General features: G+C 62.6%; 23 protein-coding genes and 2 pseudogenes. 15 read left to right on the forward strand and 10 right to left on the reverse strand.

Features of this window, described 5'->3' with window-relative positions; translation table 11 throughout:
• Positions 1-14 precede the first annotated feature (14 nt).
• The 3 genes from OKW43_RS06035 to OKW43_RS06045 all read left to right on the forward strand — a co-directional run bounded on the left by OKW43_RS06035 (position 15) and on the right by OKW43_RS06045 (position 2,381).
• Positions 15-662 carry a helix-turn-helix domain-containing protein gene (locus tag OKW43_RS06035; RefSeq protein WP_429445851.1) on the forward strand — a complete coding sequence of 216 codons (648 nt, stop codon included), beginning with the start codon at positions 15-17 and terminating at the stop codon, positions 660-662.
• 122 nt (positions 663-784) lie between these two features.
• A complete protein-coding gene (locus OKW43_RS06040; protein ID WP_429445853.1) occupies positions 785-1,183 on the forward strand; it encodes a DUF2471 family protein in 399 nt (132 codons plus the stop codon).
• A 115-nt stretch (positions 1,184-1,298) separates the two neighbouring features.
• A complete protein-coding gene (locus tag OKW43_RS06045; protein WP_429445855.1) occupies positions 1,299-2,381 on the forward strand; it encodes a tyrosine-type recombinase/integrase in 1,083 nt (360 codons plus the stop codon).
• Between the two features lie 70 nt (positions 2,382-2,451).
• Here OKW43_RS06045 and OKW43_RS06050 read toward each other — a convergent pair whose 3' ends face one another.
• Complete coding sequence (locus OKW43_RS06050; RefSeq protein ID WP_187635421.1) at positions 2,452-3,681, reverse strand: DNA-binding protein; 1,230 nt, start codon at positions 3,679-3,681, stop codon at positions 2,452-2,454.
• 2,069 nt (positions 3,682-5,750) lie between these two features.
• Between OKW43_RS06050 and OKW43_RS06055 the strand changes: the two genes are divergently transcribed.
• Positions 5,751-7,100: a replication initiation protein gene (locus tag OKW43_RS06055; RefSeq protein WP_187635420.1), complete on the forward strand. Its 1,350-nt coding sequence runs from the start codon at positions 5,751-5,753 to the stop codon at positions 7,098-7,100.
• 61 nt (positions 7,101-7,161) lie between these two features.
• On the opposite strand, the gene OKW43_RS06060 is transcribed toward OKW43_RS06055, so the two are convergent.
• From OKW43_RS06060 to OKW43_RS06070, 3 genes are all read right to left on the reverse strand, one after another.
• A complete protein-coding gene (locus OKW43_RS06060) occupies positions 7,162-8,217 on the reverse strand; it encodes a ParB/RepB/Spo0J family partition protein (RefSeq protein WP_187635419.1) in 1,056 nt (351 codons plus the stop codon).
• A gap of 24 nt (positions 8,218-8,241) precedes the next feature.
• Entirely contained in the window at positions 8,242-8,904 is a 663-nt protein-coding gene (gene parA / locus OKW43_RS06065; RefSeq protein ID WP_187635418.1) for a ParA family partition ATPase, read from the reverse strand.
• A gap of 650 nt (positions 8,905-9,554) precedes the next feature.
• The gene (locus OKW43_RS06070; RefSeq protein ID WP_429445858.1) at positions 9,555-9,854 is read right to left on the reverse strand and encodes a hypothetical protein; all 300 of its coding nucleotides are present in this window, start codon (positions 9,852-9,854) and stop codon (positions 9,555-9,557) included.
• On the opposite strand from OKW43_RS06070, the gene arsC reads away from it, so the two are divergent.
• Complete coding sequence (gene arsC, locus OKW43_RS06075) at positions 9,844-10,203, forward strand: arsenate reductase (glutaredoxin) (protein ID WP_429445860.1); 360 nt, start codon at positions 9,844-9,846, stop codon at positions 10,201-10,203. The genes OKW43_RS06070 and arsC overlap by 11 nt on opposite strands.
• Before the next feature lie 52 nt (positions 10,204-10,255).
• Here arsC and OKW43_RS06080 read toward each other — a convergent pair.
• Positions 10,256-11,238: pseudogene (locus OKW43_RS06080) on the reverse strand (sulfonate ABC transporter substrate-binding protein).
• 295 nt (positions 11,239-11,533) lie between these two features.
• Between OKW43_RS06080 and OKW43_RS06085 the strand changes: the two are divergent.
• The 6 genes and pseudogenes from OKW43_RS06085 to OKW43_RS06110 all read left to right on the forward strand — a co-directional run.
• A pseudogene (locus OKW43_RS06085) lies at positions 11,534-11,746 on the forward strand (gluconate transporter); the annotation flags it as partial.
• On the forward strand, positions 11,745-11,882 hold the full coding sequence (locus OKW43_RS06090) for a hypothetical protein (protein ID WP_429445862.1): 138 nt from the start codon (positions 11,745-11,747) through the stop codon (positions 11,880-11,882). The pseudogene OKW43_RS06085 and the gene OKW43_RS06090, both read left to right, overlap by 2 nt.
• Before the next feature lie 73 nt (positions 11,883-11,955).
• Entirely contained in the window at positions 11,956-12,156 is a 201-nt protein-coding gene (locus OKW43_RS06095) for a hypothetical protein (protein ID WP_429445864.1), read from the forward strand.
• Positions 12,157-12,211: 55 nt separating this feature from the next.
• On the forward strand, positions 12,212-12,460 hold the full coding sequence (locus OKW43_RS06100) for a hypothetical protein (protein ID WP_187635415.1): 249 nt from the start codon (positions 12,212-12,214) through the stop codon (positions 12,458-12,460).
• Positions 12,451-12,657, forward strand: coding sequence for a hypothetical protein (locus OKW43_RS06105; RefSeq protein WP_187635414.1), 207 nt, complete (start codon positions 12,451-12,453; stop codon positions 12,655-12,657). The genes OKW43_RS06100 and OKW43_RS06105 overlap by 10 nt, the downstream gene beginning before the upstream one ends.
• Positions 12,654-12,965 (forward strand): hypothetical protein, encoded by a 312-nt coding sequence (locus OKW43_RS06110; RefSeq protein ID WP_429445867.1) that lies wholly within the window; start codon positions 12,654-12,656, stop codon positions 12,963-12,965. Before OKW43_RS06105 ends, OKW43_RS06110 begins: the two co-directional genes overlap by 4 nt.
• A gap of 284 nt (positions 12,966-13,249) precedes the next feature.
• Here the strand turns inward: OKW43_RS06110 and OKW43_RS06115 are convergent, their stop codons facing one another.
• The 3 genes from OKW43_RS06115 to OKW43_RS06125 form a co-directional block, all read right to left on the reverse strand.
• Positions 13,250-13,456, reverse strand: a complete 207-nt coding sequence (locus tag OKW43_RS06115) for a zf-HC2 domain-containing protein (protein WP_187635412.1) — start codon at positions 13,454-13,456, stop codon at positions 13,250-13,252.
• On the reverse strand, positions 13,443-14,060 hold the full coding sequence (locus tag OKW43_RS06120) for an RNA polymerase factor sigma-70 (RefSeq protein ID WP_187635411.1): 618 nt from the start codon (positions 14,058-14,060) through the stop codon (positions 13,443-13,445). The genes OKW43_RS06115 and OKW43_RS06120 overlap by 14 nt, the downstream gene beginning before the upstream one ends.
• Positions 14,061-14,646: 586 nt before the next feature.
• Positions 14,647-14,862, reverse strand: a complete 216-nt coding sequence (locus OKW43_RS06125; RefSeq protein ID WP_187635410.1) for a hypothetical protein — start codon at positions 14,860-14,862, stop codon at positions 14,647-14,649.
• Positions 14,863-15,153: 291 nt separating this feature from the next.
• Between OKW43_RS06125 and OKW43_RS06130 the strand changes: the two genes are divergently transcribed.
• The gene (locus tag OKW43_RS06130; RefSeq protein ID WP_187635409.1) at positions 15,154-15,708 is read left to right on the forward strand and encodes an NADPH-dependent FMN reductase; all 555 of its coding nucleotides are present in this window, start codon (positions 15,154-15,156) and stop codon (positions 15,706-15,708) included.
• 184 nt (positions 15,709-15,892) lie between these two features.
• Here OKW43_RS06130 and OKW43_RS06135 read toward each other — a convergent pair whose 3' ends face one another.
• Both OKW43_RS06135 and OKW43_RS06140 read right to left on the reverse strand, forming a co-directional pair.
• Positions 15,893-17,068 carry a hypothetical protein gene (locus OKW43_RS06135; protein WP_187635408.1) on the reverse strand — a complete coding sequence of 392 codons (1,176 nt, stop codon included), beginning with the start codon at positions 17,066-17,068 and terminating at the stop codon, positions 15,893-15,895.
• Positions 17,069-17,305: 237 nt separating this feature from the next.
• The gene (locus tag OKW43_RS06140) at positions 17,306-19,600 is read right to left on the reverse strand and encodes an ATP-binding protein (RefSeq protein WP_429445870.1); all 2,295 of its coding nucleotides are present in this window, start codon (positions 19,598-19,600) and stop codon (positions 17,306-17,308) included.
• Positions 19,601-20,203: 603 nt separating this feature from the next.
• Between OKW43_RS06140 and OKW43_RS06145 the strand changes: the two genes are divergently transcribed.
• The 3 genes from OKW43_RS06145 to OKW43_RS06155 are packed head-to-tail and all read left to right on the forward strand — an operon-like array spanning position 20,204 to position 22,132.
• On the forward strand, positions 20,204-20,569 hold the full coding sequence (locus OKW43_RS06145) for a response regulator (protein WP_429445872.1): 366 nt from the start codon (positions 20,204-20,206) through the stop codon (positions 20,567-20,569).
• Positions 20,562-21,185, forward strand: a complete 624-nt coding sequence (locus OKW43_RS06150; protein WP_187635405.1) for a chemotaxis protein CheC — start codon at positions 20,562-20,564, stop codon at positions 21,183-21,185. Before OKW43_RS06145 ends, OKW43_RS06150 begins: the two co-directional genes overlap by 8 nt.
• Positions 21,182-22,132 carry a sensor domain-containing diguanylate cyclase gene (locus OKW43_RS06155; protein WP_187635404.1) on the forward strand — a complete coding sequence of 317 codons (951 nt, stop codon included), beginning with the start codon at positions 21,182-21,184 and terminating at the stop codon, positions 22,130-22,132. The genes OKW43_RS06150 and OKW43_RS06155 overlap by 4 nt, the downstream gene beginning before the upstream one ends.
• Positions 22,133-22,178: the final 46 nt, after the last annotated feature.

The raw sequence follows: 22,178 nt of genomic DNA on the forward strand, positions 1-22,178 counted from the left end.
AACAACTCTAAACGATGGGTCAGGAAATGGCAAGTTCGGGTACACGCCGCACGGCGGCCAAAGCGGTGGTCACCTCCGCTACCGCGGCAGCACCGTTGACCACGGCGAGTCCGGCGCCGCCGCGCGTCGGCGAGCAGATTCAGCGGCTGCGCGCCGAACGGCGCATGACGCTCGACGATCTGTCGCGCGCGGCCGGGGTGTCCAAATCGACGTTGTCGGAAATCGAGCGCGACAAGGCCAATCCGACGATCGCGGTCGCGTGGCGGCTGACCAACGCGCTCGGCGTGAGCCTCGATTCGCTGTTTGCGCCGCCGAAGGCACCTGAAGCAATCGCCGTTTCCGGTCCGCACGATATCCCTACGCTAAGCGGTCATGACGCGAAATACCAGTTACGTGTGTGGGGCCCGATCGAGTTGGCCGGCAAGTTCGAGTGGTACGAGTTGACGCTTCAGCCGGGCGGGGCGCTGGTGTCGAACGCGCACGAGCCCGGCACGCGCGAGCATCTGACCGTGTTGCACGGCTCGATCGAAATCGAGGCGGCCGGCGCGACCAGGCGGCTCAAGGTCGCGGACACCGCGCGCTACGTCGCGGACGAACCGCACGCGATCCGCAACGTCGGCAAGAGCGAAGCGAAAGCGCTGCTGATCGTGATTCACGGCTAGCGCGCCGGCTGATGGGATTTCGGCGCGCTGTGGGTGCGAGCTTCGCCGCGCATAGGCCGTTCGGCCAGGTTGCGCCCGATACTGTATGTTTGTACAGTATCGGGTGTCGATTGGAGCCGAGAATGAACAACCTGAAAGCCGACCCTACCGATCAAACGCTCGCCGCGCTGCGCTACCAGACCGCCGCGCGCGATCTCGAACATATCGTGCGCAGCATCGCCGCGCGGTATATCGTCCAACAGGTGCCGCTCACGTGGCGTCTGCTACATGCCATCGAAGCCGAGGCGCTGGCCGATCTCGGCTTTGCAAGCCGGCACGACGCGCTGATGCTCGGGCTGTTCCAGCGCCCGTCCGATCTGCCGTATCCCGAAACCGATGACGGCGTGGATTTCGGGGCGTCCAATGCGCTGCCGGCCGTTTTCGCGTTTGCCGTCAATGCGTACGAGGAAGCGGCGCGCCGGGCGGCGTTGCCACTGATGGTCGATGCGCCTTTAAAGCGCGCCCGGGCTTGGGGCGGCTGATGACGGCATCACGTGCGGATGGATCGGATTCTGATCCGTTCGTTGAGCTCGGCTTACCAGCGGTCAGCGCCTGCACTACGCGGAACGAGCGGTGCAACTAACAGAAGGAATGCTCATGTCACCACCTCATCTCTCCGACCTCGTTCCACGTCCCGCCCCTGCTATCGATCTGTTCGACCAGCAACGCGAAGACTGGCGTCGCGACCCGCAGGTCGCATTCGATGCGTGGCTCGCGAAGCAGCATTTCCGCCGCTCTTCCGCGTTGGTCTATCAGGCGCAGTGGGGCCAGTTTCTGGACTGGCTTGGCGCGCGGCAACAAAGCCTTACGACGGTCGACACGCCCGCGATCGCCGAATTCGTCGCCAGCCTCGAGATTCGCAGAACGCAACGGATCCGTTATTTACGGCTCATCGAGCGCGTGCTCGATCACGTACGCGAGATCGAATCGGCGTCGACCAACCCGGCTCGTTTCATTGCTCAGGATGGGGAAGCCGCGTGGCGCAATGCGCGCGACAATGAGCCCACCGGTTTTCTCACCCATGCGGAACGCACCGCGTTGATCGCGCGGTTGTTCGCGCCATTGCCGGCGTTATCGACCGCGCAGCGCTGGAGAGAGCGACGCGATCGCGCGTTGATCGCCGTGTTTCTGGGTGGCGGACTGAAGACGGGTGAAGCGGGAGCGCTTACGGTTAGTTGCGCTAGAGAGGGCTCGCCGTGGGTCACGATCGAGTCCGCGAATCCGATGCTGACACGGCGCACGCGGCTCGCGCCGTTCGCCACGGCGATTCTCGACGCCTGGCTCGCCGAACGTCGGCAGACGGAGCTGGCCGGCAATCTGGTATTTCCCGCGTCGCCGTCCGGCCGTCCGATGCACAAGGCGACGATGCTACGTGCGGTGGACGCGCTCGTCGATGCAGCGGGGATTGCGGCATCGCGCCAATCGCGCGCGAGTCCGCAGACCTTGCGCAACACGTTTGCCGCGGATCTTTTCGAGAGCGGAGTGGAAGCCGAACAGGTCGGCCAATGGCTCGGCTTCGTGCAGGCAGTGTCCTCGAACCGGCTATATCGCGCGTGGCAAACGTGGATTGATCAACACGATTCGCCAGCTATAAACGACCCGGATCCGGCGGCTGCGCCATTGGCCGAGCCCCGACGCGACGGGCGTTTGACGAGGAAAACGGAAGCCGGTGAGCGCTGATGAGCCTCACCTTTGAGGTCCCGAATTTCCTCACCTTTGAGGTTTTTTCTGTTCGGTTGGCCGCCTGTCGTTAGCGCATCGTGTCGGCGGTGCGGGACGACGCCGCGGTGGATGCATCGTTTGACAGGAACTGGTTCACAGCCGCGAGCCTCGATTCGCCGAAGCCGGAAGAGTGCTCGCATTCCGGGCACACCAGTTCGAAACGGTGATCGACCTGCGACAGCTCCGGCTCACCTTCCTGACATCTCGGGCAGCGCGCGGGCAGCGTTACGTGGCCATCAGCCGCAGTGCCGATCATCCCCAATTCGTCGCTCGTGAGCCGTCCGTCACTAACCAGCGAGCACAGCAGCACGGCAATGGCCGGATCGATACCCTGCTGGGCACGCAGCGTGGCGACTTCCTTCGTCAGCGCATCGACTTCGTCCGACTGCTCGCGCAACTGCGCGTCGAGCCGGTCCCCGCGCGCCTTGGCGGCGGCAATCTGCTGGATGAACTCGAATTCCTTGCGGCTCGTATCGCGCACGCCGGACTGATAGGTCGCTGCCATGCTGCGTAGCGAATCGAGTTCAACCAGCATGGGCTTGACGCGCCGCTCCGCTTCAGCGACCGCATCCTTGATCTGCTGCGCATAGTGTTCGGTGCTTTGCCGCAATTCGACGTGCAACGCGTCGATCCGATCGCGTAACGCAGCATTGGTGGTCTGTTCGTTTTCGAGCCGTTGCCGCAGCGCATCATTTTCCTGGTCGAGCCGGCGCACGGTTGCCTGCATGCCTTCGAGATGCACGTTGCCGTGCGTCGTTGCGCTCGATAGCTGGGTTTCAAGTGTGCGAACCCGCTCCCAGGCGGCTTCGGCGCGCGCTTCGCTGCGCCTGATGGTGTCGTCGGCCGCATCGCGGCGGGTTTCCGCGTCGCGTACGCGCAGATCGGCGGCGCTGATCTGCGCACGGATCTCTGCACGCTCGACATCGAGCGCCGCTTTGGCTTGCACGAGCGCTTCTTCGAATAGCGCGCCCAACAGTTCCCCGGCGCGATCCTCGAGTGCCTTCGGAATCGCGCCTGCTCCGACTTTAATCCGCGACACGCTACGGATACGTTCCCAGAAATGATCGATGTCTTTCGGGATGTCGCTCGCGCTGCCGGTCTGCGTGAGATCGCGCACGGCCGCCATCGACGGCCGGATGCCGAGATCGAAAAAAAGCCGCTTGCATGCATGCAGCGATAGTTCCTGCCGGCGCACGCCTTGCGCGCGCATGGATTCAAGCTCTTCGCGAATGGCTTGCCGCTCCTGATCCAGATTCATATCTACCTCGATGTGGCTCGAATTGGAGGGATCATAACAATTTACGTAGTATTTGCTACCGATTTATCGGTGGCGCACGGATTGGCGTATACACACGAGCTTTAACCGGCAAATGGCGGCAATAAACGTCCGTGGCCTGGTTCTTTCCGTGAAACAAAACGAAGAATAGCTAATAAGCCATTGTATTAGAAGCGCTTTGCTCGACATGTGGACGATCGCGCACTGTTTCACGCGTGATCAACAATGGCTGCGGGTGTTTAGGACCCGTGTTCACGGGGCTCGCGGGGTGAAAAGGCTTGAGAGTAATAAAAGTAAACACCTTTGAACCCTAGTTAAAAACGTTAACGCTTCGGCAAACCTATGCCTGGCACGGCTTTCGGCCCGACAAGGTGAAGCCTTACGGGAGACTGGGTGAGAGTCTGCGGGAAACTCGAGTGATGGGGTTCGGGGGGCTCGGTGAGCGGGTCCGGGACGGAACGTGAGTGGGTTCAGGAAACGCTGTATACACAGCGTTTGGGCAAAGGTGAGGTTTTGCGGGACTTCAAAGCCGCGAAGCGCACGACAGCGCTCGAAAGTCCTTGCCCGGTATGGCCGGCACCAAGGTGAGCGCTTTCAGGAGGCTCGCGAGCGTGGTTTTTTGGGGGCGTTTTGGTGCGGTTAACTGCTTTGGTGAGCCGCCACGGGAGAAAACGTGAAACGAGGGTGAGATGTTACGGGTGTGTGGGCGAATTTTGCCTTTTTTTTGAGCATTCACAGCGCTGAGGTGAGATTTTACGGGAGCGCACGTGGGTCGCGACGCATCGATTGCATGAAAGAGGGGCCGGCTCGAACCGCTGGCGGCGGGAAAGGTGAGGGGATTCGGGAGGCGGGTAATGGACCGGTTCAGAAAGCTGATTTGGCCGGCGATTCCGTCAAAGGTGAGGCTTTTCGGGAGGCTTAGGACGGTGTTTTTTGCGTTGAGGTGAGGAAATTCGGGACCCAAATGGGAGCTGCGGGCTGGAGATCCCCGCGTGATGGCGAATTGCGAATGCAAGTAAACCTGGCGTCTGATCGCCAAGGTGAGATTTTCCGGGAGATTCGGGCCGAGGAAATAAAAAGTGCTGCGGTGCGAAAAACAGGCTCTAGGTGAGATTTTGCGGGAGTACCCGTCGTTCGAGCGTCGGCCTCGAACGTCGTAACTCCGTGAAATCATTGGAGTTTTTCCTGTATGGCGGCAAAGGTGAGGGTTTTCAGGAGGTCTCTGGACTGATGCGCTTGTGCCTCCTGAAACGCCGAAGGTGAGGACTTTTCAGAAGGTCGCATGAGGAAGTGCGGTACCGGCGCGACATCAGCGCATGTCATGTCGCGCTGCTCCGTGGTGCTACGGTGAGCTTTTTCGGGGGCGCTCGAGTGGTGAGCGCTTGCGTGTGGCTCGATCTCGCCATTGCAGCAGTTGCGGACCAAGTGCGAAGTCTCATTTTCCCGCCGTGCGAATGAGCCTCGGTTGGTAAAAGGAAGACCGATGGTTTGTGCGGGCAGGCTCTTGGCGCTGAGGACTCAATCGTCAGGATAGGCACCTGACGTAATCGCGCGGAGCCACCGACGATGGGGAAACCTGACGTACTGAAGACCGCTGACGAGGCGCTGGGCCGTGCGCCGGACCGTACCGGGAGTCGCGTGAATGGCCGGTTCCCGCTGATGAGACAGCGCGCTCAGTAACCGGGTTTGTCAATACTGCGCAGGCATTCCATCGACGCCAAGCCGCTCGACGAAGTCATCACCCGCCACGCACACCACCCGTCGACACCACATATCGAAAAAATCCGCGAAAATTTTGGAGGTGAGGAGATTCGGGATCGAATGCTCTCCGTTCCCGCATGCAGCGAAACTCGCCGGATTCGCAAACGCCGCGACCGGCAAGGAGAGGCCGATCCTGGCCGCACGCAGCCGAGGTGAGGGTTTTCGGGAACTGCTCGAGGTGAGTTGCGCTCCGTAAACTCGCTTCACCGGCAATGGTGAGGTGGGCGCTATAGACGCGTATCACCACAGCCGGTATGCTCTCGCGAAATCCCCCCTCCTCACCCCGACGCATGGCCACGAAGCGCGCGAAAAAGACCGATGTTGTCAGCCCGAGCTCGGCTGAGCTGCGCAAAGCCGTCGAGGCGATCGCGATCCAGCCCAAGAGCGGCAAGATCACGCTGCTCACGCGCAAGCTTTTTAACGTGCTGCTCGCGGTGGCCCAGCAAGCGGATGAGTCGGGCGACACATATCGAGCGCTGCTGTCCGACATCGTCGCCAATTCCGCGTTCGATTCCAATGACACCGCGCTCGTCAAGGAGCACCTGCGGCGCATGGTGTCGGTGCAGGTCGAGTGGAGCACCGGCACCTCGAGTCAGAAGCCCGGCCGCAAATGGGGTATTTCAACGCTGATCGCGGATGCGGAAATTCTCGAAGATCCGACCACGCGCCGCGTGTGGGTCGAATTTTCGTTTGCGCCGAAGATCAAGAAGAAGCTGCTCGATCCGGTTCAGTATGCGCGGCTGAGTCTGCAGTTCCAAAGCCAGCTGCGCAGTAGCGCGGGCCTTGCGCTCTACGAGATCTGCGTGCGCTACCTGACCAACCCGAGCCATCTGACGATGCGCGAGACCTGGGAATGGTGGCGGCCGATTCTATCGGGCACGCCGGATACCGAAGCCGGCGACGAAGCGAAGCGCGAGTACAAGTATTTCAAGCGCGATTATCTGCGCCCGGCGATTGCCGAGGTCAACGCGGTCACGAACATTTTTGTCGAGCTGATCGAGCATCGCGAGGGTCGGCGCGTTGCCGAGATCCAGTTCCGCGTGACCGAACGGAAGCAGCCGATGCTTGCGCTCGACGAACATCCGAACGTGTTCGACAGCACGCTCGTCGACCGGATGGTGAAGATCGGCATTCCGCTCAAAGAAGCGCAGACGCTTTACGCGGACAGCGAGGAGAACCGGATCCGCGCCGCGCTGCAGATGACCGAGCAGCGCATGCGCAGCACGTCGCTGCCGCCGGTGCGCAGCGCGCCGGCGCTGTTCAAGGATGCGTTGAAGAAAGGCTACGCGCCGCCGGTCGAGGCGCTGCCATCGGGCGGTGGCGCGGGCAAGGCCGCGGCGTCACCGCCCGACGATCTGAAGGCGCGTCTGCTCGGCGAATACTCCGCTTACCGTCGCAAGCAGGCCTACGAGTTATACAACGAGCAGGGCGAGTCGGAGCGCGATATCGCGCGGCAGTCGTTCGAGGAAGAGGAATTGCCGGGGCTCGGCACGCACATGCGTGACGATTGGCGGCGACGCGGGCTCGACTCGAAGATCGTCGAAACGGCGTTCTTCGACTGGCTCGCGCGCAGGACCTGGGGCGAACCGACCGATGGCGATCTGCTCGCCTTTACGCTGAATCAGTCGCGCGCGGCCTGATGGGTCAATAACGGCCTTTAAACTCGAGGCGGTGCGGTGGACGCGCACCGCCCCTCACGTCTTACTTCAGCATCTTCTCGATCTGCCGCAGGATGTCGTCGCGCTTTTCACGCGTGAGGCCTTTCAGGCGCAACTCGAGCCGGTCGTCCCCGTACGACTTCAGATCGCCCACCGACACACCGCCAAGCTTGATTTCCAGACGTTGCGCATAGCGCTGCCGGCCCGCCGGTTTGACGCTTTCCTGCGCGCTCGCTCGACCTTTGACGATGTCGGCGACCTGGCGTGTGCTCAGATCGTCGGAAACGATCCGGTTGATCAGTCGCAGCGTCGCGTCCGCGCCGCGAGCCGTGTGATAGCGGCCCACCTGATACGCCATGTTCGATCCGAAGCGGTCCGGGCGCGCGACCATCTCCTGCATCACGGTTTCCGGAAGCTTGGCGATGGACAGCGCGACTGCGACCGTCGATTCGTCGAGTCCGAGGTGTTCGGCCAGTTCCTTCTGACTCTGGAAATGCCGCTCGTCGAGAAAGCGTCGCCAGACGACCGCGTTGTCGAACACCGTCTGCGAGTCGCGCTGCACGTTGAGGTCGTAACCTAGCTTGTAGCTCTGGATGCCGATCGGCACATCGATGACGATCGCTTTCACCGACTCCTTGTTTGCTTCTTTCAGCGCGCGCACGCGTCGACCGCCGTCACTGACGAAGTAGGTGCCAGGGTTGTCGTAGTCGGGAATGACGTGAATCGCCTGCTGCTGCCCCTGCTTCGCCAGATTGACGGCGAGTTCCGCAATCGACGACTTCACATAGAAGTGCCGTGGATTGAACGGGCTCGGCTTGATGGTTTTGAGCGCCAGTTCGATGACCTGCCCGGGACGATAGCCGTGCTCGAGCCGCCATGCGCGGTAGGCCGCCGATTCGTTGTCTGGATCAGGGATCTCGGCGTCCTGCAGACGCGAGGGCACGATGGCCGGAATCGGACGCCCGGCGATGGCGGGAGCTTTCGACTCGTTTCCGACCAGGCCGTCGATCGCATTCAGACGGTCGAGCGCGGTGCGCTTCTCGCTGCTGGTCGTGTCAGGACGTGCTTGAAAGCCTTTGGCGAACTGGGACGGTTTCATTCAGGGTCCTTTATGCGCATAAATTCACGGGAGCAAGGCGGCGATCTCGTTCGCGCACGCCCGTACTTCGAGCGCAGCGAGCTTCGCGCCGCGGTCGTTCATCTGAAGCACCGTTTGCCCTAACGCCATTGCCTGCTTGTAGGCCTCGCGCGTGGGAATCTGGGTCTTGAGGAGAGGAAAGCCGAGTTCTTCCAAAGCGCGCTTCAGTTCGCGCGTCAGCATCCGTTTCTCTTCGGTCTTGTTGAGCAGGAACACGGCGCGTAGGTCTTCATTCATGACCTGCGCTTGCTGGACCAGCTTGACGAGGCCGATGCTCGACCAGTAATCGGCGGGAGACGACGACGTTGGAATCACCGCGACGCTCGCCGCCAGCAGAACGACGCCGGAGACTTTTTCGGTGATGGAGGGCGGGCAGTCGACGACGATGATGTCGTAATCAGCCACGAACTTCTTGATCTCGCGATGGATCTGGCTGCCTGCTTCGGACAGGTTGACCACCGCGAATGGAATGCCGGTGTCGCCGTCGGACGCAGCGCTGGCCCAGTGAATCAGGGTGTTTTGGCCATCCGCGTCGACGACGAGAACGCGTTTGCCTTTCTCGTGAAATGCGGCGCCGAGATGCATCGCGATGGTGCTCTTCCCGACCCCGCCTTTCTGCTGTGTTACCGCGATGATTTCTGCCGCCAAATTTCACCTCCTCTTTTTAGACGCAAATGGATTTTACCTGGTTGAATTGCTATTTCAAATGATTTAAGTAAGCGAAATTCGGAAATAGGCCATTCGGCAAAGGGTTTATGCGCATAAAGAGGCATCGGAGCCAGGCAGGGGTTCTTGCGTGATAGGCGACGAAGTGTGGACTGAGGTTCAGGCGTGGCTGATCGCTGTCTGGCGGCGGAGAAGGGAGAGAAATGAATGCTCGCGTACTGCGTGCTCAGTTGCCGCCGACTGTCCGTGATTCTCGGCTGACCCGTTGTGAAAAAGGAGCGCGCGCATCTGAGCGACCGAGGCGGTGCCAGACTTTATGCGCATAAAGCTCGGATGGCAAACGGCGCGCAGGGGAGCATTCGCCACGGACTCGCCCAACGCCGCTCTTCACCGGAGTTGGCGGTAACTGGAAGCCGTGTCGCCGACGCTTCACCGGCGCACGTTTTCATGTTGTCGTTTGTATTGCGCCTGCACGAGTGAATCGCAAGCGCCGCTAGATCTCCGGTTGCGAATGTTAGGCGGTTCCCACTCACCTCGAAAGCAGCCCCGATTTATGCGCATAAACCGCCACCCTGCAACGATCGTTCAAACAGCGCGCATGCCGAACAGTCATCAGGTGCGATGTCGTCAGGTCACCCGCTAAAATTGCGCAACCTCCTAACCGTCACAGCTACCTTCAACGCTACCTTCAACGCTACCTTCAACGCTACCTTCAACGCTACCTTCAACGCTACCTTCAACGCTACCTTCAACGCTACCTTCAACGCTACCTTCAACGCTACCTTCAACGCTACCTTCAACGCTACCTTCAACGCTACCTTCAACGCTACCTTCAACGCTACCTTCAACGCTACCTTCAACACGCTACCTTCAACGCTACCTTCAACGCTACCTTCAACGCCACAAGCCCAGAGCCAAGCCATGATCACCATCTATCACAACTCCCGCTGCTCCAAATCGCGCGCGGCTTATGAACTTGTCGCGAACAGCTACAACTCCGCAAACGAAGCGACGGAAATCGTTGAGTATCTGAAGGCGCCGCTCACCGTCGCGGAGCTCAAAAGTCTCAACGCTCAACTTGGCTGCCCCGTCCGCGAAATGATCCGCGACACCGAAGCTGAATATAAGGAGCTGAGTCTTGCCGATCCAGCGTTGACGGACCTCCAGCTCTACGAAGCATTGGCGAAGCATCCGATTCTGTTGCAACGCCCGATCGTCGTCAGGAACGGGCGGGCCGTCATCGGCCGCCCGCCGGAAAATGTCGCAGCGCTTTTCGCCTGACCGCGAGACCACCGAACGGAACGATACGCGCAAGCAGTCTCGACCTGCTTCGCTACGCTTTATCCGACAGCGCGGCATCCTTGGTGACGATCTTCGTCGGAATCAGGTGCAGTTCGGTGAACGTATTCGCGATGCGCTGCTGCTCGGCGAGCACGTTCGCGTCGACGGGCTTGTAGATGTGTGCGTAATGGCGCAAGCCCGATTCGATCACGCTCGCGTCGAGTCCTTGAATCGGCGCGAGTTGTGCGGCGGCCTCACTGTAATGGCTGCGCACCCACTGCCCTTCCTTGCCCACTTCATCGATCACGATCGCCAGGATCTCGCCGTTCTGTTGCGCGAATGGCCGCGCGCTCAGAAAGAACTGGTGGTGACTCACGATACCCTCAGCATCGGCGAGCAGCCGCGCGTTCGTCTGCCGTTTCGCGGCTTCGAGGAATGGATCCAGATCGCCCAGGCATCGACAGCACCGCGCTCGAAGGCCGCGCGCGCATCAGCGGGCGGCAAGTAAACGGGTTGAATCTCGCTGAACTTCACGCCGTTCTTCTGCAGCGCGGCGACGAGAAACCAGTGCACATCCGAGCCCTTGTTCAGCGCAATCTTCTTTCGCTTCAGATCGGCCAATGTCCTGATTGGCGCATCGGGATGCACGAGGATGCCTTCGGCGTGCGGTGTCGGAATTTCATACGCGGTATAGACGAAATTGGCGCCAGCGGCCTGCGCGAACACGGGCGGCGCTTCGCCCACATAGCCGAAGTCAATTGCACCGACGTTTAGCCCTTCCAGCAATTGCGGACCAGCCGGAAACTCGGTCCATTTGACTGCGATGCCGAGTGGAGCCAGCCGTTTTTCGAGCGTGCCGTGCGCCTTCAACAATACGAGGGTGCTCGCGGCTTTCTGGTACCCGATGCAAAGCTCTTTTGCATGTTCATCGGCGGCAAATGCGTCGGCGGAAAAGACAGGCACCGCGGCAGCGGCCAGCGTTGCACCTACGCCGGCAAGAAATGTACGGCGCGTCAGCAGCGGATCGCGGGGCATGAGAATACTCGTTGAAAAAGAATTTGACGAACGCCAAAAGATGGTCCGATTGGCTCAGACAATAATTCGTCTGCCGGCCTGGACGAACCGATAAATTCGCATAAGCAAATCATGCTGGCGTAGCAAAGCATTGCCCAACGCCCGATCTATCCCCTCCCGCCACAATCGACCGGCAAAAAAGCGCCCGCGCGACAACCTGCTCGTGACTGCATCGATCGACTGAAAACGAAGAGAGAAAAACGCTACCGTGCCTTTAACGACAACACTGACACCGTAGGCCGCCCATGACACCCAACTGATCCTGTCGTGCGCGCTTGGACTCGCACTGATCATCATCTTCATCAGCGTGCTGAAGCTCGCGCCGTTCCTCTCGATCCTGGTCGGCACGTTCGCCGCTGGCTTCGCGGCCGGCCTGCCGCTCGAAGCGGTCGCGAGCGCGTTCAGCAAAGGCGGCCGCGCGTTGCTCGGCGATGTCGGCATCATCATTGTGCTGGGCGCGATGCTCGGTGAACGAAAAGAAGGACCTCAAGAGTCGCCTGGTAATCGGCATGAAGCGCGATGGCCGGCGCGAGTACGATAAAGGCGCACTGGAAGAACTCGTCGAGCAGTGCCTGAAGTCGGGCGTGTCGATCGCTGGCAAATGAGGATGATGTTAATCCGAACCAGTTGCGCAAATGGATTGCACAGTACCAGCAGCGACAACAGGCTCGAGCCCTGATGCTTGTCGACGGTGCAGCGATCGACATGGTACCCAGCGGAATGCGAGCGATCGAGTCGTCGCAGTCGGCTTTTGTGCCGGTCGTTTCGACGCCGCCGTCGACATTGCCCACATCGTCCCCACAGTCGACGACGCTCGCGTTGCATGTGTGCCTGTCGAACGACGTCGAGTTCGATCTGTCGAACTGTCGATGCGATTGAACCCGATTGATCCTCGCTCAGTTGAACACGTGATCGGCATGCCTGTCCAACCAGCATGCCGATCAAGGTCGCCATCACGGTCGACAAACTCAATGCGTTTCTCGCGATACGCGAGGAGTACGGTTCGCTTCAACGCGAGCACGAAGAGGTCCGCAGCGCGCTGTGCCTCGTGACCGTGGAACGCGATTTCGCCGAAGAACGGCTCCTGTCTACCGACGCGAACTGTTCGGCGCAAAAAAGCGAGGCGGGCCTCCGGAACAGCCTGGCCTGTTCGACGAAGCCGAATTGCTCGGCATGGGACTGACCTACCTGCGCGCCCAGTGGCCGAAGCTGATCCGCTGCGTTGAGAACGACGACTGGCCCATCGAACAATCCCCGCAAAAGCGCGATTGGCCCGTTCCGCGTCGGGCGCCGCGCGTGGTTGTTCTCGGACAATGTCGACGGGGCCTGATGAGCATCGCTGATCTCGATCGTCACCACACCCACCGGAGGAAAATATGACCGAACCGAAACAGATCAAGGCGTATATCCAGGATGCGTCAGGTCAGTTGCTGCCTCTTACTGCGGATTCACTCATTCTCGAATTCCCGTCCGGCGAATCCTTGGAGGTCGCTTGGGACGCACCGCATCCTGACGACCCCCGCCCAGTTTGCGCGCAAGTATGGGGTGGGCGTCGCGTGCCTGACGTTCAGACAGACGCCGATTTCGATGCAGTGAAACGCCGAACAACTCCGGTCGCGATCTTACCGTCAGCAGGGAACCTTGTGCTGGTTCACCCTTACTCGTTCAGCAAACACGAGCACGATTAGAATTCCCTGTCCGTCGAGCACGGCGCCTCTCAAATGAATGCCCTCTGAGAGACGCCAAGGATGGATCGCATACGCAGGCTTTGCTGGTGTGATCGGTGTTGCAGACGCTCGTACTTTGGAGCGCGTTGACGTGACGACGGCGCGAACAACGGCGTCGCCCTTCTTCGCCTCGTGTTGACGACGCACGCAAGCAGGCAAGCCGCCCGGCGAGCGCTGAACTGCGGCGCGGTAAAGCCGCGAAGCGACCAAGCTTCAACAGCCGTGCGCTCCCCGGCCCCGCCGCCTCACTCGTCGCCGCTCACCGCTCCGTCCACTGCCGCCGCTCCGCCCGCCACATGCGCCGCGACCCGCAGCAGGCGGATCTGTTTGCGATAGTTCCGGCACCCGCTGCAGGTCGGCAGATGCAGCCGGATCGCGACCCATTCGCCAGTCGACAGCGAGCGGTCGAGCGCATCGGATAGCAGCCGTGTGATGTCCTTACACTTCCCCATTCGCGTCCTCGCTGGATAGGCCTTTTTCGCTCAGGCACGTGCGCAGTCGCAGCCGCGCGCGATAGATCAGCACGCTGCAATGATTCGCGTTGATCTGCAGTTCGGCGCAGATTGCCGCGATGTCGAGTTCGAGAAACTCACGCATCATGAACACGCGTCCGATGTGCTCGGGCAGATGCTCGAGGCACATCTCGAACAGCGTCCAGAACTGCTGCTGGCGCAATGCGGTTTCGGGGGTCGGCCACGGACGCGGTTTGGTCTCGCGCGACCAGTGGCCGTTGTCCTTGAAGAGTTCGCGATCGAGCAACGCCTCACCGTCGAGTTCGGCTTCGAGCGCCGACAGATTGACCGTGCGCTGGCGCGCGCGCAGCGTGTCGACGAGCTTGTGGCGCAGGATGCCGAACACCCAGGTCTTATGCTCGGACTGCGCGGCGAAACGCGCGGCCTGAGTCCACGCGGCGGTCAGCGCTTCCTGCACGGCGTCCTCGGCAGCCGCGGCATCGCGTAATTGCAGGCGGGCGAAGCGCACGAGGTCGCGCCGCAATTGCGCCAGATAGATCGGATCGTCGAGCGAGGGGCCCGGTTGCGTCACGGCGAGCCCCATCGATGCGCTGTCGGCCGCGCCATGTGCTGTGCGTGTTGCCCGGAAACGTCGTGATTCATGAGCGGATGGTCGTCCTTGCAGAGGCTGCGGATGCGTGCGCCATTCTGCCTCACGTTCATGCCCAAGCGAATCGGTATTGAACATATGCTCCCTGGCAATCGATAGCCCGAGGAGCTTGGTCGCGCGGCGCCGCCGCTTATGACACCGGAAATTAATTGTTGCGAGAAATGAAATGTCCAGCTTGCGTGCAACAAAGCTTTTGAATCGCTGTACGGACCGCCCGGAGCTTGCGGTCGAGCGCCGATTTGACGCGGTTACGCAATGAGGATTATTTCAATCTACAAAATGATGTCTTCTCGTCTTCGCGGTTTGTGGGAGCGCGGCCGCTCCGGCTTCGGCCTGCAACGGCCCGGCGTCGTACTGCAACGTATTTTTCGGCATCTGATCGGCACGTCGAAACAGGCCGCAACGCAGCACAAGGAAAGAGGGCGCCGGCAACGGCGCCCTTTTCGCGTTCAGCGCGGATGGGAAAGGGCGGCGCAAAGCAGCCCCTTCTATCCACGGCTGGTAGGCAAGCCGCAAACCCCTAACGGCTTGGCGCCTTGCCCCCGCCATCAAGTCCGGCGCCCGTGCGCCAAACCTGCTTGCCTTTCTCCGACAACTCGCCGCAGCCATGCGTGCCATCAGCTTCGACGCCGTCGACGGCCATCTCGCCGCCCGCGGGCTCCTGCGCGCGTTGCTTTACCTTCTTGCGCGCGGCGACGGCTTCGTCGTGTGATTTTCCTGCGTAGTCGAGACTCATGATCCGATCCTCCAGAGTGTCGGTCGTGTCCAATTGCCTCAGATCGGCTTGGCCCGAAGGCATGCTTGATTGACAAGGCAAAAGTCTCACTTATCCACAAGGTTATTCAGCGATTCTGTGGATAACTTTTCGGCTTGCGAGGTTATCCACCGGTGGCGGTGCAAGAACCCTTCCCGATCCGCTATCGCCTCGCCAAATCCGCCAACGCCTGGGCGTTTCGCGCCGCTTTTGCCTATGATGAACAGTTCGTACTCTCTGCGCGTCGAGCGCCTTACCCCGAGGAAGCGAACCATGGCCTATCACATTGCAGTTGTCGTCGGCAGCCTGCGGCGGGACTCGTTCAACCGCCAACTGGCTAAGGCGGTGATTTCCCTCGCTCCATCCGATTTCACCTTCGAATATATCGATATCGGCTCCTTGCCGCTGTACTCCCAGGAATACGACGCCGACTATCCCGAAGCCGGCAAAAAGCTCAAGGAGCGCGTGGAAGCTGCTGACGGCCTGCTGTTCGTGACGCCTGAATACAACCGCTCGATCCCAGGCGTGCTGAAGAACGCGCTCGACTGGGGCTCGCGGCCGTGGGGCACGAATTCGTGGGCCGACAAGCCCGGCGCGGTGATCGGCACTTCGGTCGGCGCGACCGGTACGGCGCTCGCGCAGCAGCATCTGCGCAACGTGCTTGCCTATCTCGACGTCCCAATGATGGGGCAGCCCGAGATCTTCATCAAGCACGATCCGTCGGTGATCAATGAGAAAGGCGAGATCGTCAACGACGGCACGCGCAAGTTCCTGCAAACTTTCATGGATCGCTACGTCGCGTGGGTCAAGCGGCATGGGGCGGTGTAGCTGAGCCTCGCGCGACTGACCGCCCCCTGATCCTCCGTCGAAGCACCGAGGACACGGCGCGCGCCGCGCGACGCGGCCGCGCTCGTTTCGCCCGGCTCGACGCCCGCGGTGCTTGCAACGCTTGCGAGCACCGCCGAGGCCGGCCGGACCGCCGGACCGCCGGACCGCCGGATCGCCGCATCGGCTACACGTGGTGATGCCCGGTCACCCGCTCCCACCCGTGACGCACCGCGAGCTTGAAGCGCTCCCACGTGCTGTCCGACGACGTGGCTTCCCAATGGCGGCGTGCTTCAGGCTCGATCTCTTCCCACGGACGACCGCGGAATTGCGCATCGCGACCGATCTCCGCGCCGTAGCGGTAGGCGGGCACATAGTCTTCGTAGCGCGCGTTCGCGGCCGCGTACTGCTCGTCGTAGTGCGAGCGGAAATCTTCTTCGTACTCCAGATATTCGTTCGGCATCTGAGCGCCGGGACCCGCACCCGGCTGTCCGCCTTCAGGGACGATGTCGGACGGCTGCATCACTGCGCCCGATCCCGGCACGGAGCCGGCGGCGATCGCGCTGCGTCCCGCATCGCCGGCGAGCGGGTGGGCGACGGGTTCGTTGAGCGGATCGCTGATCGGCCGTTCGCTGACCGGTGGCGGCGCGAACGGCTCGGCGCTGGTGCCGATGTCGGCCGGCGGCATGGGGGCCAGCGGATCGGCTCGTGGGGTGGCGCCGGGTTGCATGGTGTCGGCGGTCGTGCCGGTCGCCGAAGTGGCGCCCGTCGCGCCCGCGATTCCAGTCGATTCGGTCATACCCGCCGCACTCGCGGCACCCGCTGCGCCGCTAGTCGAACTCGCGCCCGTGGCCCCGGGTGTCGCCGTGGTATCCCGCATGCCCCGCGTCGCGCCCGCCTCGGTCGTCACGCTCGACGTGCGGGGCGTACCCGGCATCACCGCGCCGATGCCCAGCTCATCGAGCACCGAATGGTCGCGCGAGGTTCCGACCGGCGTGTCCGCTTCGGGCAGGCGGTCGCCGATATCGGTCGCGCCGAGCCGTACCAGCGTATTGCGCGCCAGCTCCGCATGAGACTGGCTCGCCGCGTGGACGCACACGAGCACCGCGCCGCGCCGCATTGCCTCGGCATAGCGCGCGGTGTCCGACTGACGCGGCCCGGTCGAGAACAGACTGGCGAGAAAGCGCTCGATGTTCGCGAGCACGCCCGCGTTGGCGACTTCGCTGGTGGCCGAACCGACGGAGGGTTCGGCGTTCGCCTGCAACTCGACCCTCTCGCGTGCAAAACCGGTTTGCACGAGCGTGTCGCGGGCGGTTTCAGCCTGCAAGTAGGTGTCGAATAAACCAATCACGGTATGTTGCATGGTCGTCTCCCGACATGTTCTGCTGGAACGGGCGGCACCCGAGGCGCCGTCACTTTGCCGTCTTGGGACACGCAACCTTCATGCCCCCACACCGTCGCGCGGCGGAGCCGCGCCCGATGCCCGGCCGCGATGCCCGCCGCGCTACGCATGACGCGGGCTCGCGATGCAAACCGGCGCGGAGTGCGATCGCCGTGCTTTTTACAAGCTTTGGTAAATGACGCCGGGATGACGCAGACGTCAGGTATCGGCCGGATGCGTGGCCGTCGCGGTGCCGGTTTGCACGGCGTCGTGCTGGATCGTGTCGAGCAGCTTCTCGAGCAGTCCGATATCGAACGGCTTGGACAGCACGTGCACGTTCACGTGCCGCGCGCGGTCGAGCTCTTCCGCGTAGCCGGTGACGAGAATGACCGGCAGCTGCGGGTCGAACGTGAGCACCGCTTCGGCCAGATCGATGCCGCTCATGGTGCCGGGCATGTGAATGTCCGACAGCACCAGATCGAACGGCAGCGGTTCGCCGGTGCCCGCGCGAGTCGCGCGAGCGTCGTCCAGCACGCGCAACGCCGTGTCGGCGTTGAACACGCAGGTGACCTGGTGACCCATCATCTGCAGCAGCGCTTCGGTGCCGGCGGCCACTTCTTCGTTGTCCTCGACCAGCAGCACGCGCAGACCCTGCGGCGCGCCGCTTTCGGGCGCGAGCGCTTCGGCCGGCCCAGCCGTCTGCGGCTCGGCCGACGCGCGCGGCAGATAGAGCCGCACCGAGGTGCCTGCTCCGATCGCGCTGTCAATCGCCGCGAGCCCGCCCGAGCCCTCGCAGAACGCGAATACCTGCGGCAGCCCGAGTCCCGTGCCCATGCCTTTGGGCTTGGTCGTGAAAAGCGGCTCGAACGCGCGCGCGAGCACGTCGGGCGCCATGCCGGCGCCGGTGTCTTCGAGCGACAGTTGCACGAACTCGCCGGTCAGCGGAAAGCCGTCCTCGCGGCGGAACACGACGTTGCTCGCGCGCACGGTGAAGCGCCCGCCGTTGGGCATCGCATCGCGCGCATTGACGGCGACGTTGATCAGCGCGAGCTCGAGCTCGGCGACGTCGACGCGCACCGGCCAGGTGTCGACGCCGCGATCGATGACGAGCGACACCTTCGCGCCGAGCGACGCGCGCAGCAGTTCGCGGCACGACGGCAGCCAGCGTTCGAGCGATAGCGTCTCGGTGCGCAGCGGCTGCTTGCGCGCAACGCCGAGCAGCTGCCGCGTCAGCGACTGACCGCTCTTCAACGCGCGCTCCATTGCCGACAGTTCGCGCTCGAGTCCGCCGACGCCGCGCCGTCGCACGATCTGCACGTTGGCCGACAGGATCATCAGCAGGTTATTGAAGTCGTGCGCGACGCTGCCGACCAGCGTGCCGAGCGCTTCCATCTTGCGCGACTGGCGATACGCGGATTCGACCGAGCGGCGCATCGATGCCTCGGCCTGCCAGCGCTGCCACGCGTCCTCTTCGGCGCCGAGGCGGCGCAGCGACAGCCAGATCACGCACCACAGCACGATCGACGGCGTGAACATCGACAGGATCAGCACGCTCAGGTGCGAGTACCAGGCGGCCCAGATCGCCGACGTGCGATAGCCGCACAGCACGTAGACCGGATACGAGCCGACGTGCCGGAACGCCACGATCAGATTGCCGTCGGCGAAGCTCGAGCGCATCCGCACGACGCCGAAGCGCTGCCCCTGCCTGACCGCTTCGGCGAACGGCGAATCGGACGCGATCGCGGTCGGCTCGCGCGGGCCGCGCGGGTAATGCGCGAGCACCGCGCCGTCGGTGCGCACGAGGCTCATGATGATCGGCGTGGCGTCGCTGCTGCCGAGCAGCTCGCGATAGAACGCGTCGAAATAGCTGGGCCGCAGCGCAATCGACACGACGCCCGCGAACGAGCCATTGGGCGCCTGACGCGCGACGCCCATGTGGAACACCTGCTCGCCGCTCACGTGCCCGGTCATCATTTTCGACACGTGTTCGAGCGGGTTGCCGTCGCGGATGCCGATGAAATCGTCGCGCCGGCCGATCGAAATTTCCGGCGATGGATACAGGCGGCTGCTCGCGAGCAGCGCGCCCTCGCGACCGAAGATCGACACCGAGGCCACCTGCGGATAGCCGCCGCCCATCGTGCGCAGCTTGCCGTGAATCGTGTGTTCGCGCGCGCGGATGCCGTCGTCGTCGAGGCCGTCGGTCAGATCGACGATGCGCGAGTTCAGCGTCTCGTTCATGTCGAACACCTTCAACGCGTGTTCTTCGGCGACGCGCACCGTACGCAGCGCCAGATCGGTCGCGTCGGCCTCGCGCGAGCGCAGATCGGCGATTGCCATCGCCGTGACGTAGACCAACGGCAGCACGATCGCCGCGACCAGCAGCGCGATCAGCGTGATGCGGCGCACCTGGAAGTTCTGTTCCGGCACGGCGGGAAACGACGCGTCGTCCCGCTCGCGGGCAGGACGATCCGAAAGGCGGCCCGCACGCGCAGAGTCGACCCGGTTTGATGTCATTGTCGTTGAGGCGAAAAGTCGTTCGAATCTGGCAGCCACGTCTCGGGCCGTTGCCGGCACCATGCCGCCTCCAGAACAAGCATAGACGCAGCGCGGAAAAATTTGCCGTAAAGCGTGGGGGACAGGCGTGTGCCGTGCCGGCAGTGCTTTAAGAGCGGCTTTAAAACAGCGACGAATCGGCAAGCGCAAACGTACACAAAAGTATAAACATAGGAAATTCCCGTCCCGACGATATAATAATTTCTGAAATTAGCCTAGTCTGGAAACAGATCGTTACCGTCAGCGATTCGGGCGAGTTGCTTTTGCGCGGCTTTGCTTCGACAATCCTCACACGATAAAAAGGCCATTGCCGCATCTGTGCGCGGGATCGTCAAAGTCCGCCAAACGCGTCCCGCTGCATTTCGCACCCCTCTCGCCAAAGGCAACTGCAAATTCGACAGGCGCCACTGTACCTGGTCGCGCGTCGGTCGGTGTCACGCCAAGGCGTGCCGCCCTCCCTGTCGGAATGAACGAAGAACGCGAACAACCAGGCGCGGAAAACGCGCAGACGAACGAGCCCATTCCTTTATCCGACCTGCCCAAACCGCCCGACCTGCCGTTGCCATGCTCCCCATTGTGATCGCCGACGATTCGCTGCTCGCCCGCAAGTTGCTCACGAAGGCACTGCCGCCGGACTGGGCCGTCGACGTGTCCTACGCGACGAACGGGCGCGAGGCGCTCTCGCTGTATCGAGAGGGCAAGGCGTCGGTGATGTTTCTCGATCTGACGATGCCGGACATGACCGGCTACCAGGTCCTCGAAGCGTTGCAGCACGAGGACCTCAATACCTTCGTGATCGTCGTTTCAGCCGACGTGCAGCCGCTCGCCCAGGCCCGCGTGCGCGAGCTCGGCGCGATCGCGTTCATCGCCAAACCGGTGACGCCGGAGGCGGTCCTGCCCATCCTCCAGGAGTACGGCTTGTATGTCTGAGCCCGCCTTCACCGAAGACCAGCGCGACGCGCTACAGGAAATCGCCAATCTCGCGATGGGCCGGGCCGCAACGCGGCTCGCGCGGCTGCTCGATTCGTTTATCGAGCTGTCGGTGCCGCGCGTGCGAATGGTCGCGGTGAGCGACGCGGCGCGCACGCTGCGCGAGATGACCCACATCGACGATACAGTCAGCGCGGTGCGCCAGGGCTTTCGTTCCGACATCAAGGGCGAGGTGCTGGTGATCTGCCGCAGCGACAGCATCGCGCAGTTGTGTTCGCTCGTGAGCGACCCGTACGCGCGCTCCAGCTACGAGGCGATCAGCGAGCGCGAACTGATGCTCGACGTCGCGAACCTGCTGTCCGGCGCGTGCGTGTCGTCGATACTCGACCAGCTCGGCCGCACGCCGGTGTTTTCCGCGCCGGGCATGCTCGGCGACACGCTGACGCTCGACGAAGTGTTCCAGCCCGGCATGCTGCAATGGCAGGTGGCGCTGCTCGTCGAAGTAAATTTCGCGCTGGAACATCAGAGTTTTCGCGCGCATCTGGTGATGCTGATGCCCGAAGACTCGATCCGCCACATGAATGAAGCGCTCGATGCGCTGCTGTCAAGCCTATGAATGTCTCCATGGAATCGTTGAGCGAGCTCGTGGTCGAGCGGGTCGGGTTTGGCATCTTCGTGCTCGACCGCGAACTGAACGTGCTGATGTGGAATCGCTTCATGCAGGACCATAGCGGCCTGTCGGCGGAGCAGGTGGTCGGCCGCTCGATCTACCTGAACTTTCCGGAGCTGCCGCACGTGTGGCTGTCGCGCAAGATCGAGAGCGTGTTTCAACTCGGCAGCTTCGCGTTCAGCTCGTGGGAGCAGCGCCCGTACCTGTTCAAGTTCGATCACGACCGGCCGATCACCGGCGGGGTCGACTTCATGCAGCAGGACTGCACGTTCATGCCGCTGATGCGCGGTCGCGAAGTGGTGGCCGTGTGCGTGACGATCTCCGACGTGACGCATGTGAGCATCGTGCAGCGTGAACGCGAGGATGCGGTCGCGAAGCTGCAGGAGTACGCGAATCGCGACGGGCTGACCGACATCGCGAACCGGCGGTTTTTCGAAGCGCGGCTGCGCGACGAGTTCACGCGCTGGCAGCGCTATGGCGGCGACATGTCGATGCTGCTGTTCGATCTCGATCACTTCAAGAAAATCAATGACCAGTTCGGTCACGGCGTCGGCGATACGGTGCTGCGCGTGATGGCGCAGCGCGTCGCCGGCATGGTGCGCGCGCAGGACACGTTCGGGCGCTTCGGCGGCGAGGAATTCGCGCTGCTGTTGCCGTGCACGCCGCTCGACGACGCCATGCTGGTGGCGGAAAAGATCCGGCGCGTGATCGAGGAAACGCCGGTCGAGCTGATCGGCACCAGCGTGCCGGTCACCGCGAGCCTCGGCGGCGCGTCGGCGCGCGACGGCGTGCTCACCTACGACGTGCTGATCAACGAGGCCGACGCGGCGCTGTACAGCGCGAAGCGCCAGGGCCGCAACTGCGCGGTCGCGTTCCGGCTCGCGGGCGCCTGATTCGCTAGCGAGGGCGGCGCGGTCGAACCCGCCGCGCCCGGCGGCC

The sequence above is a fragment of the Paraburkholderia sp. WC7.3g genome (assembly GCF_050436345.1).
Classification (GTDB): Bacteria; Pseudomonadota; Gammaproteobacteria; order Burkholderiales; family Burkholderiaceae; genus Paraburkholderia; species Paraburkholderia podalyriae.

Bases quoted from the DNA above. Each gene is read 5' to 3' on its own strand.
- OKW43_RS06035 (WP_429445851.1), top strand. From the start codon at position 15: ATGGGTCAGGAAATGGCAAGTTCGGGTACACGCCGCACGGCGGCCAAA.
- OKW43_RS06040 (WP_429445853.1), top strand. From the start codon at position 785: ATGAACAACCTGAAAGCCGACCCTACCGATCAAACGCTCGCCGCGCTG.
- OKW43_RS06045 (WP_429445855.1), top strand. From the start codon at position 1,299: ATGTCACCACCTCATCTCTCCGACCTCGTTCCACGTCCCGCCCCTGCT.
- OKW43_RS06050 (WP_187635421.1), bottom strand. From the start codon at position 3,681: ATGAATCTGGATCAGGAGCGGCAAGCCATTCGCGAAGAGCTTGAATCC.
- OKW43_RS06055 (WP_187635420.1), top strand. From the start codon at position 5,751: ATGGCCACGAAGCGCGCGAAAAAGACCGATGTTGTCAGCCCGAGCTCG.
- OKW43_RS06060 (WP_187635419.1), bottom strand. From the start codon at position 8,217: ATGAAACCGTCCCAGTTCGCCAAAGGCTTTCAAGCACGTCCTGACACG.
- arsC (WP_429445860.1), top strand. From the start codon at position 9,844: ATGATCACCATCTATCACAACTCCCGCTGCTCCAAATCGCGCGCGGCT.
- OKW43_RS06070 (WP_429445858.1), bottom strand. From the start codon at position 9,854: ATGGTGATCATGGCTTGGCTCTGGGCTTGTGGCGTTGAAGGTAGCGTT.
- OKW43_RS06095 (WP_429445864.1), top strand. From the start codon at position 11,956: ATGCTTGTCGACGGTGCAGCGATCGACATGGTACCCAGCGGAATGCGA.
- OKW43_RS06100 (WP_187635415.1), top strand. From the start codon at position 12,212: ATGCCGATCAAGGTCGCCATCACGGTCGACAAACTCAATGCGTTTCTC.
- OKW43_RS06105 (WP_187635414.1), top strand. From the start codon at position 12,451: ATGGGACTGACCTACCTGCGCGCCCAGTGGCCGAAGCTGATCCGCTGC.
- OKW43_RS06110 (WP_429445867.1), top strand. From the start codon at position 12,654: ATGACCGAACCGAAACAGATCAAGGCGTATATCCAGGATGCGTCAGGT.
- OKW43_RS06115 (WP_187635412.1), bottom strand. From the start codon at position 13,456: ATGGGGAAGTGTAAGGACATCACACGGCTGCTATCCGATGCGCTCGAC.
- OKW43_RS06120 (WP_187635411.1), bottom strand. From the start codon at position 14,060: ATGGGGCTCGCCGTGACGCAACCGGGCCCCTCGCTCGACGATCCGATC.
- OKW43_RS06125 (WP_187635410.1), bottom strand. From the start codon at position 14,862: ATGAGTCTCGACTACGCAGGAAAATCACACGACGAAGCCGTCGCCGCG.
- OKW43_RS06130 (WP_187635409.1), top strand. From the start codon at position 15,154: ATGGCCTATCACATTGCAGTTGTCGTCGGCAGCCTGCGGCGGGACTCG.
- OKW43_RS06135 (WP_187635408.1), bottom strand. From the start codon at position 17,068: ATGCAACATACCGTGATTGGTTTATTCGACACCTACTTGCAGGCTGAA.
- OKW43_RS06140 (WP_429445870.1), bottom strand. From the start codon at position 19,600: ATGACATCAAACCGGGTCGACTCTGCGCGTGCGGGCCGCCTTTCGGAT.
- OKW43_RS06145 (WP_429445872.1), top strand. From the start codon at position 20,204: ATGCTCCCCATTGTGATCGCCGACGATTCGCTGCTCGCCCGCAAGTTG.
- OKW43_RS06150 (WP_187635405.1), top strand. From the start codon at position 20,562: ATGTCTGAGCCCGCCTTCACCGAAGACCAGCGCGACGCGCTACAGGAA.
- OKW43_RS06155 (WP_187635404.1), top strand. From the start codon at position 21,182: ATGAATGTCTCCATGGAATCGTTGAGCGAGCTCGTGGTCGAGCGGGTC.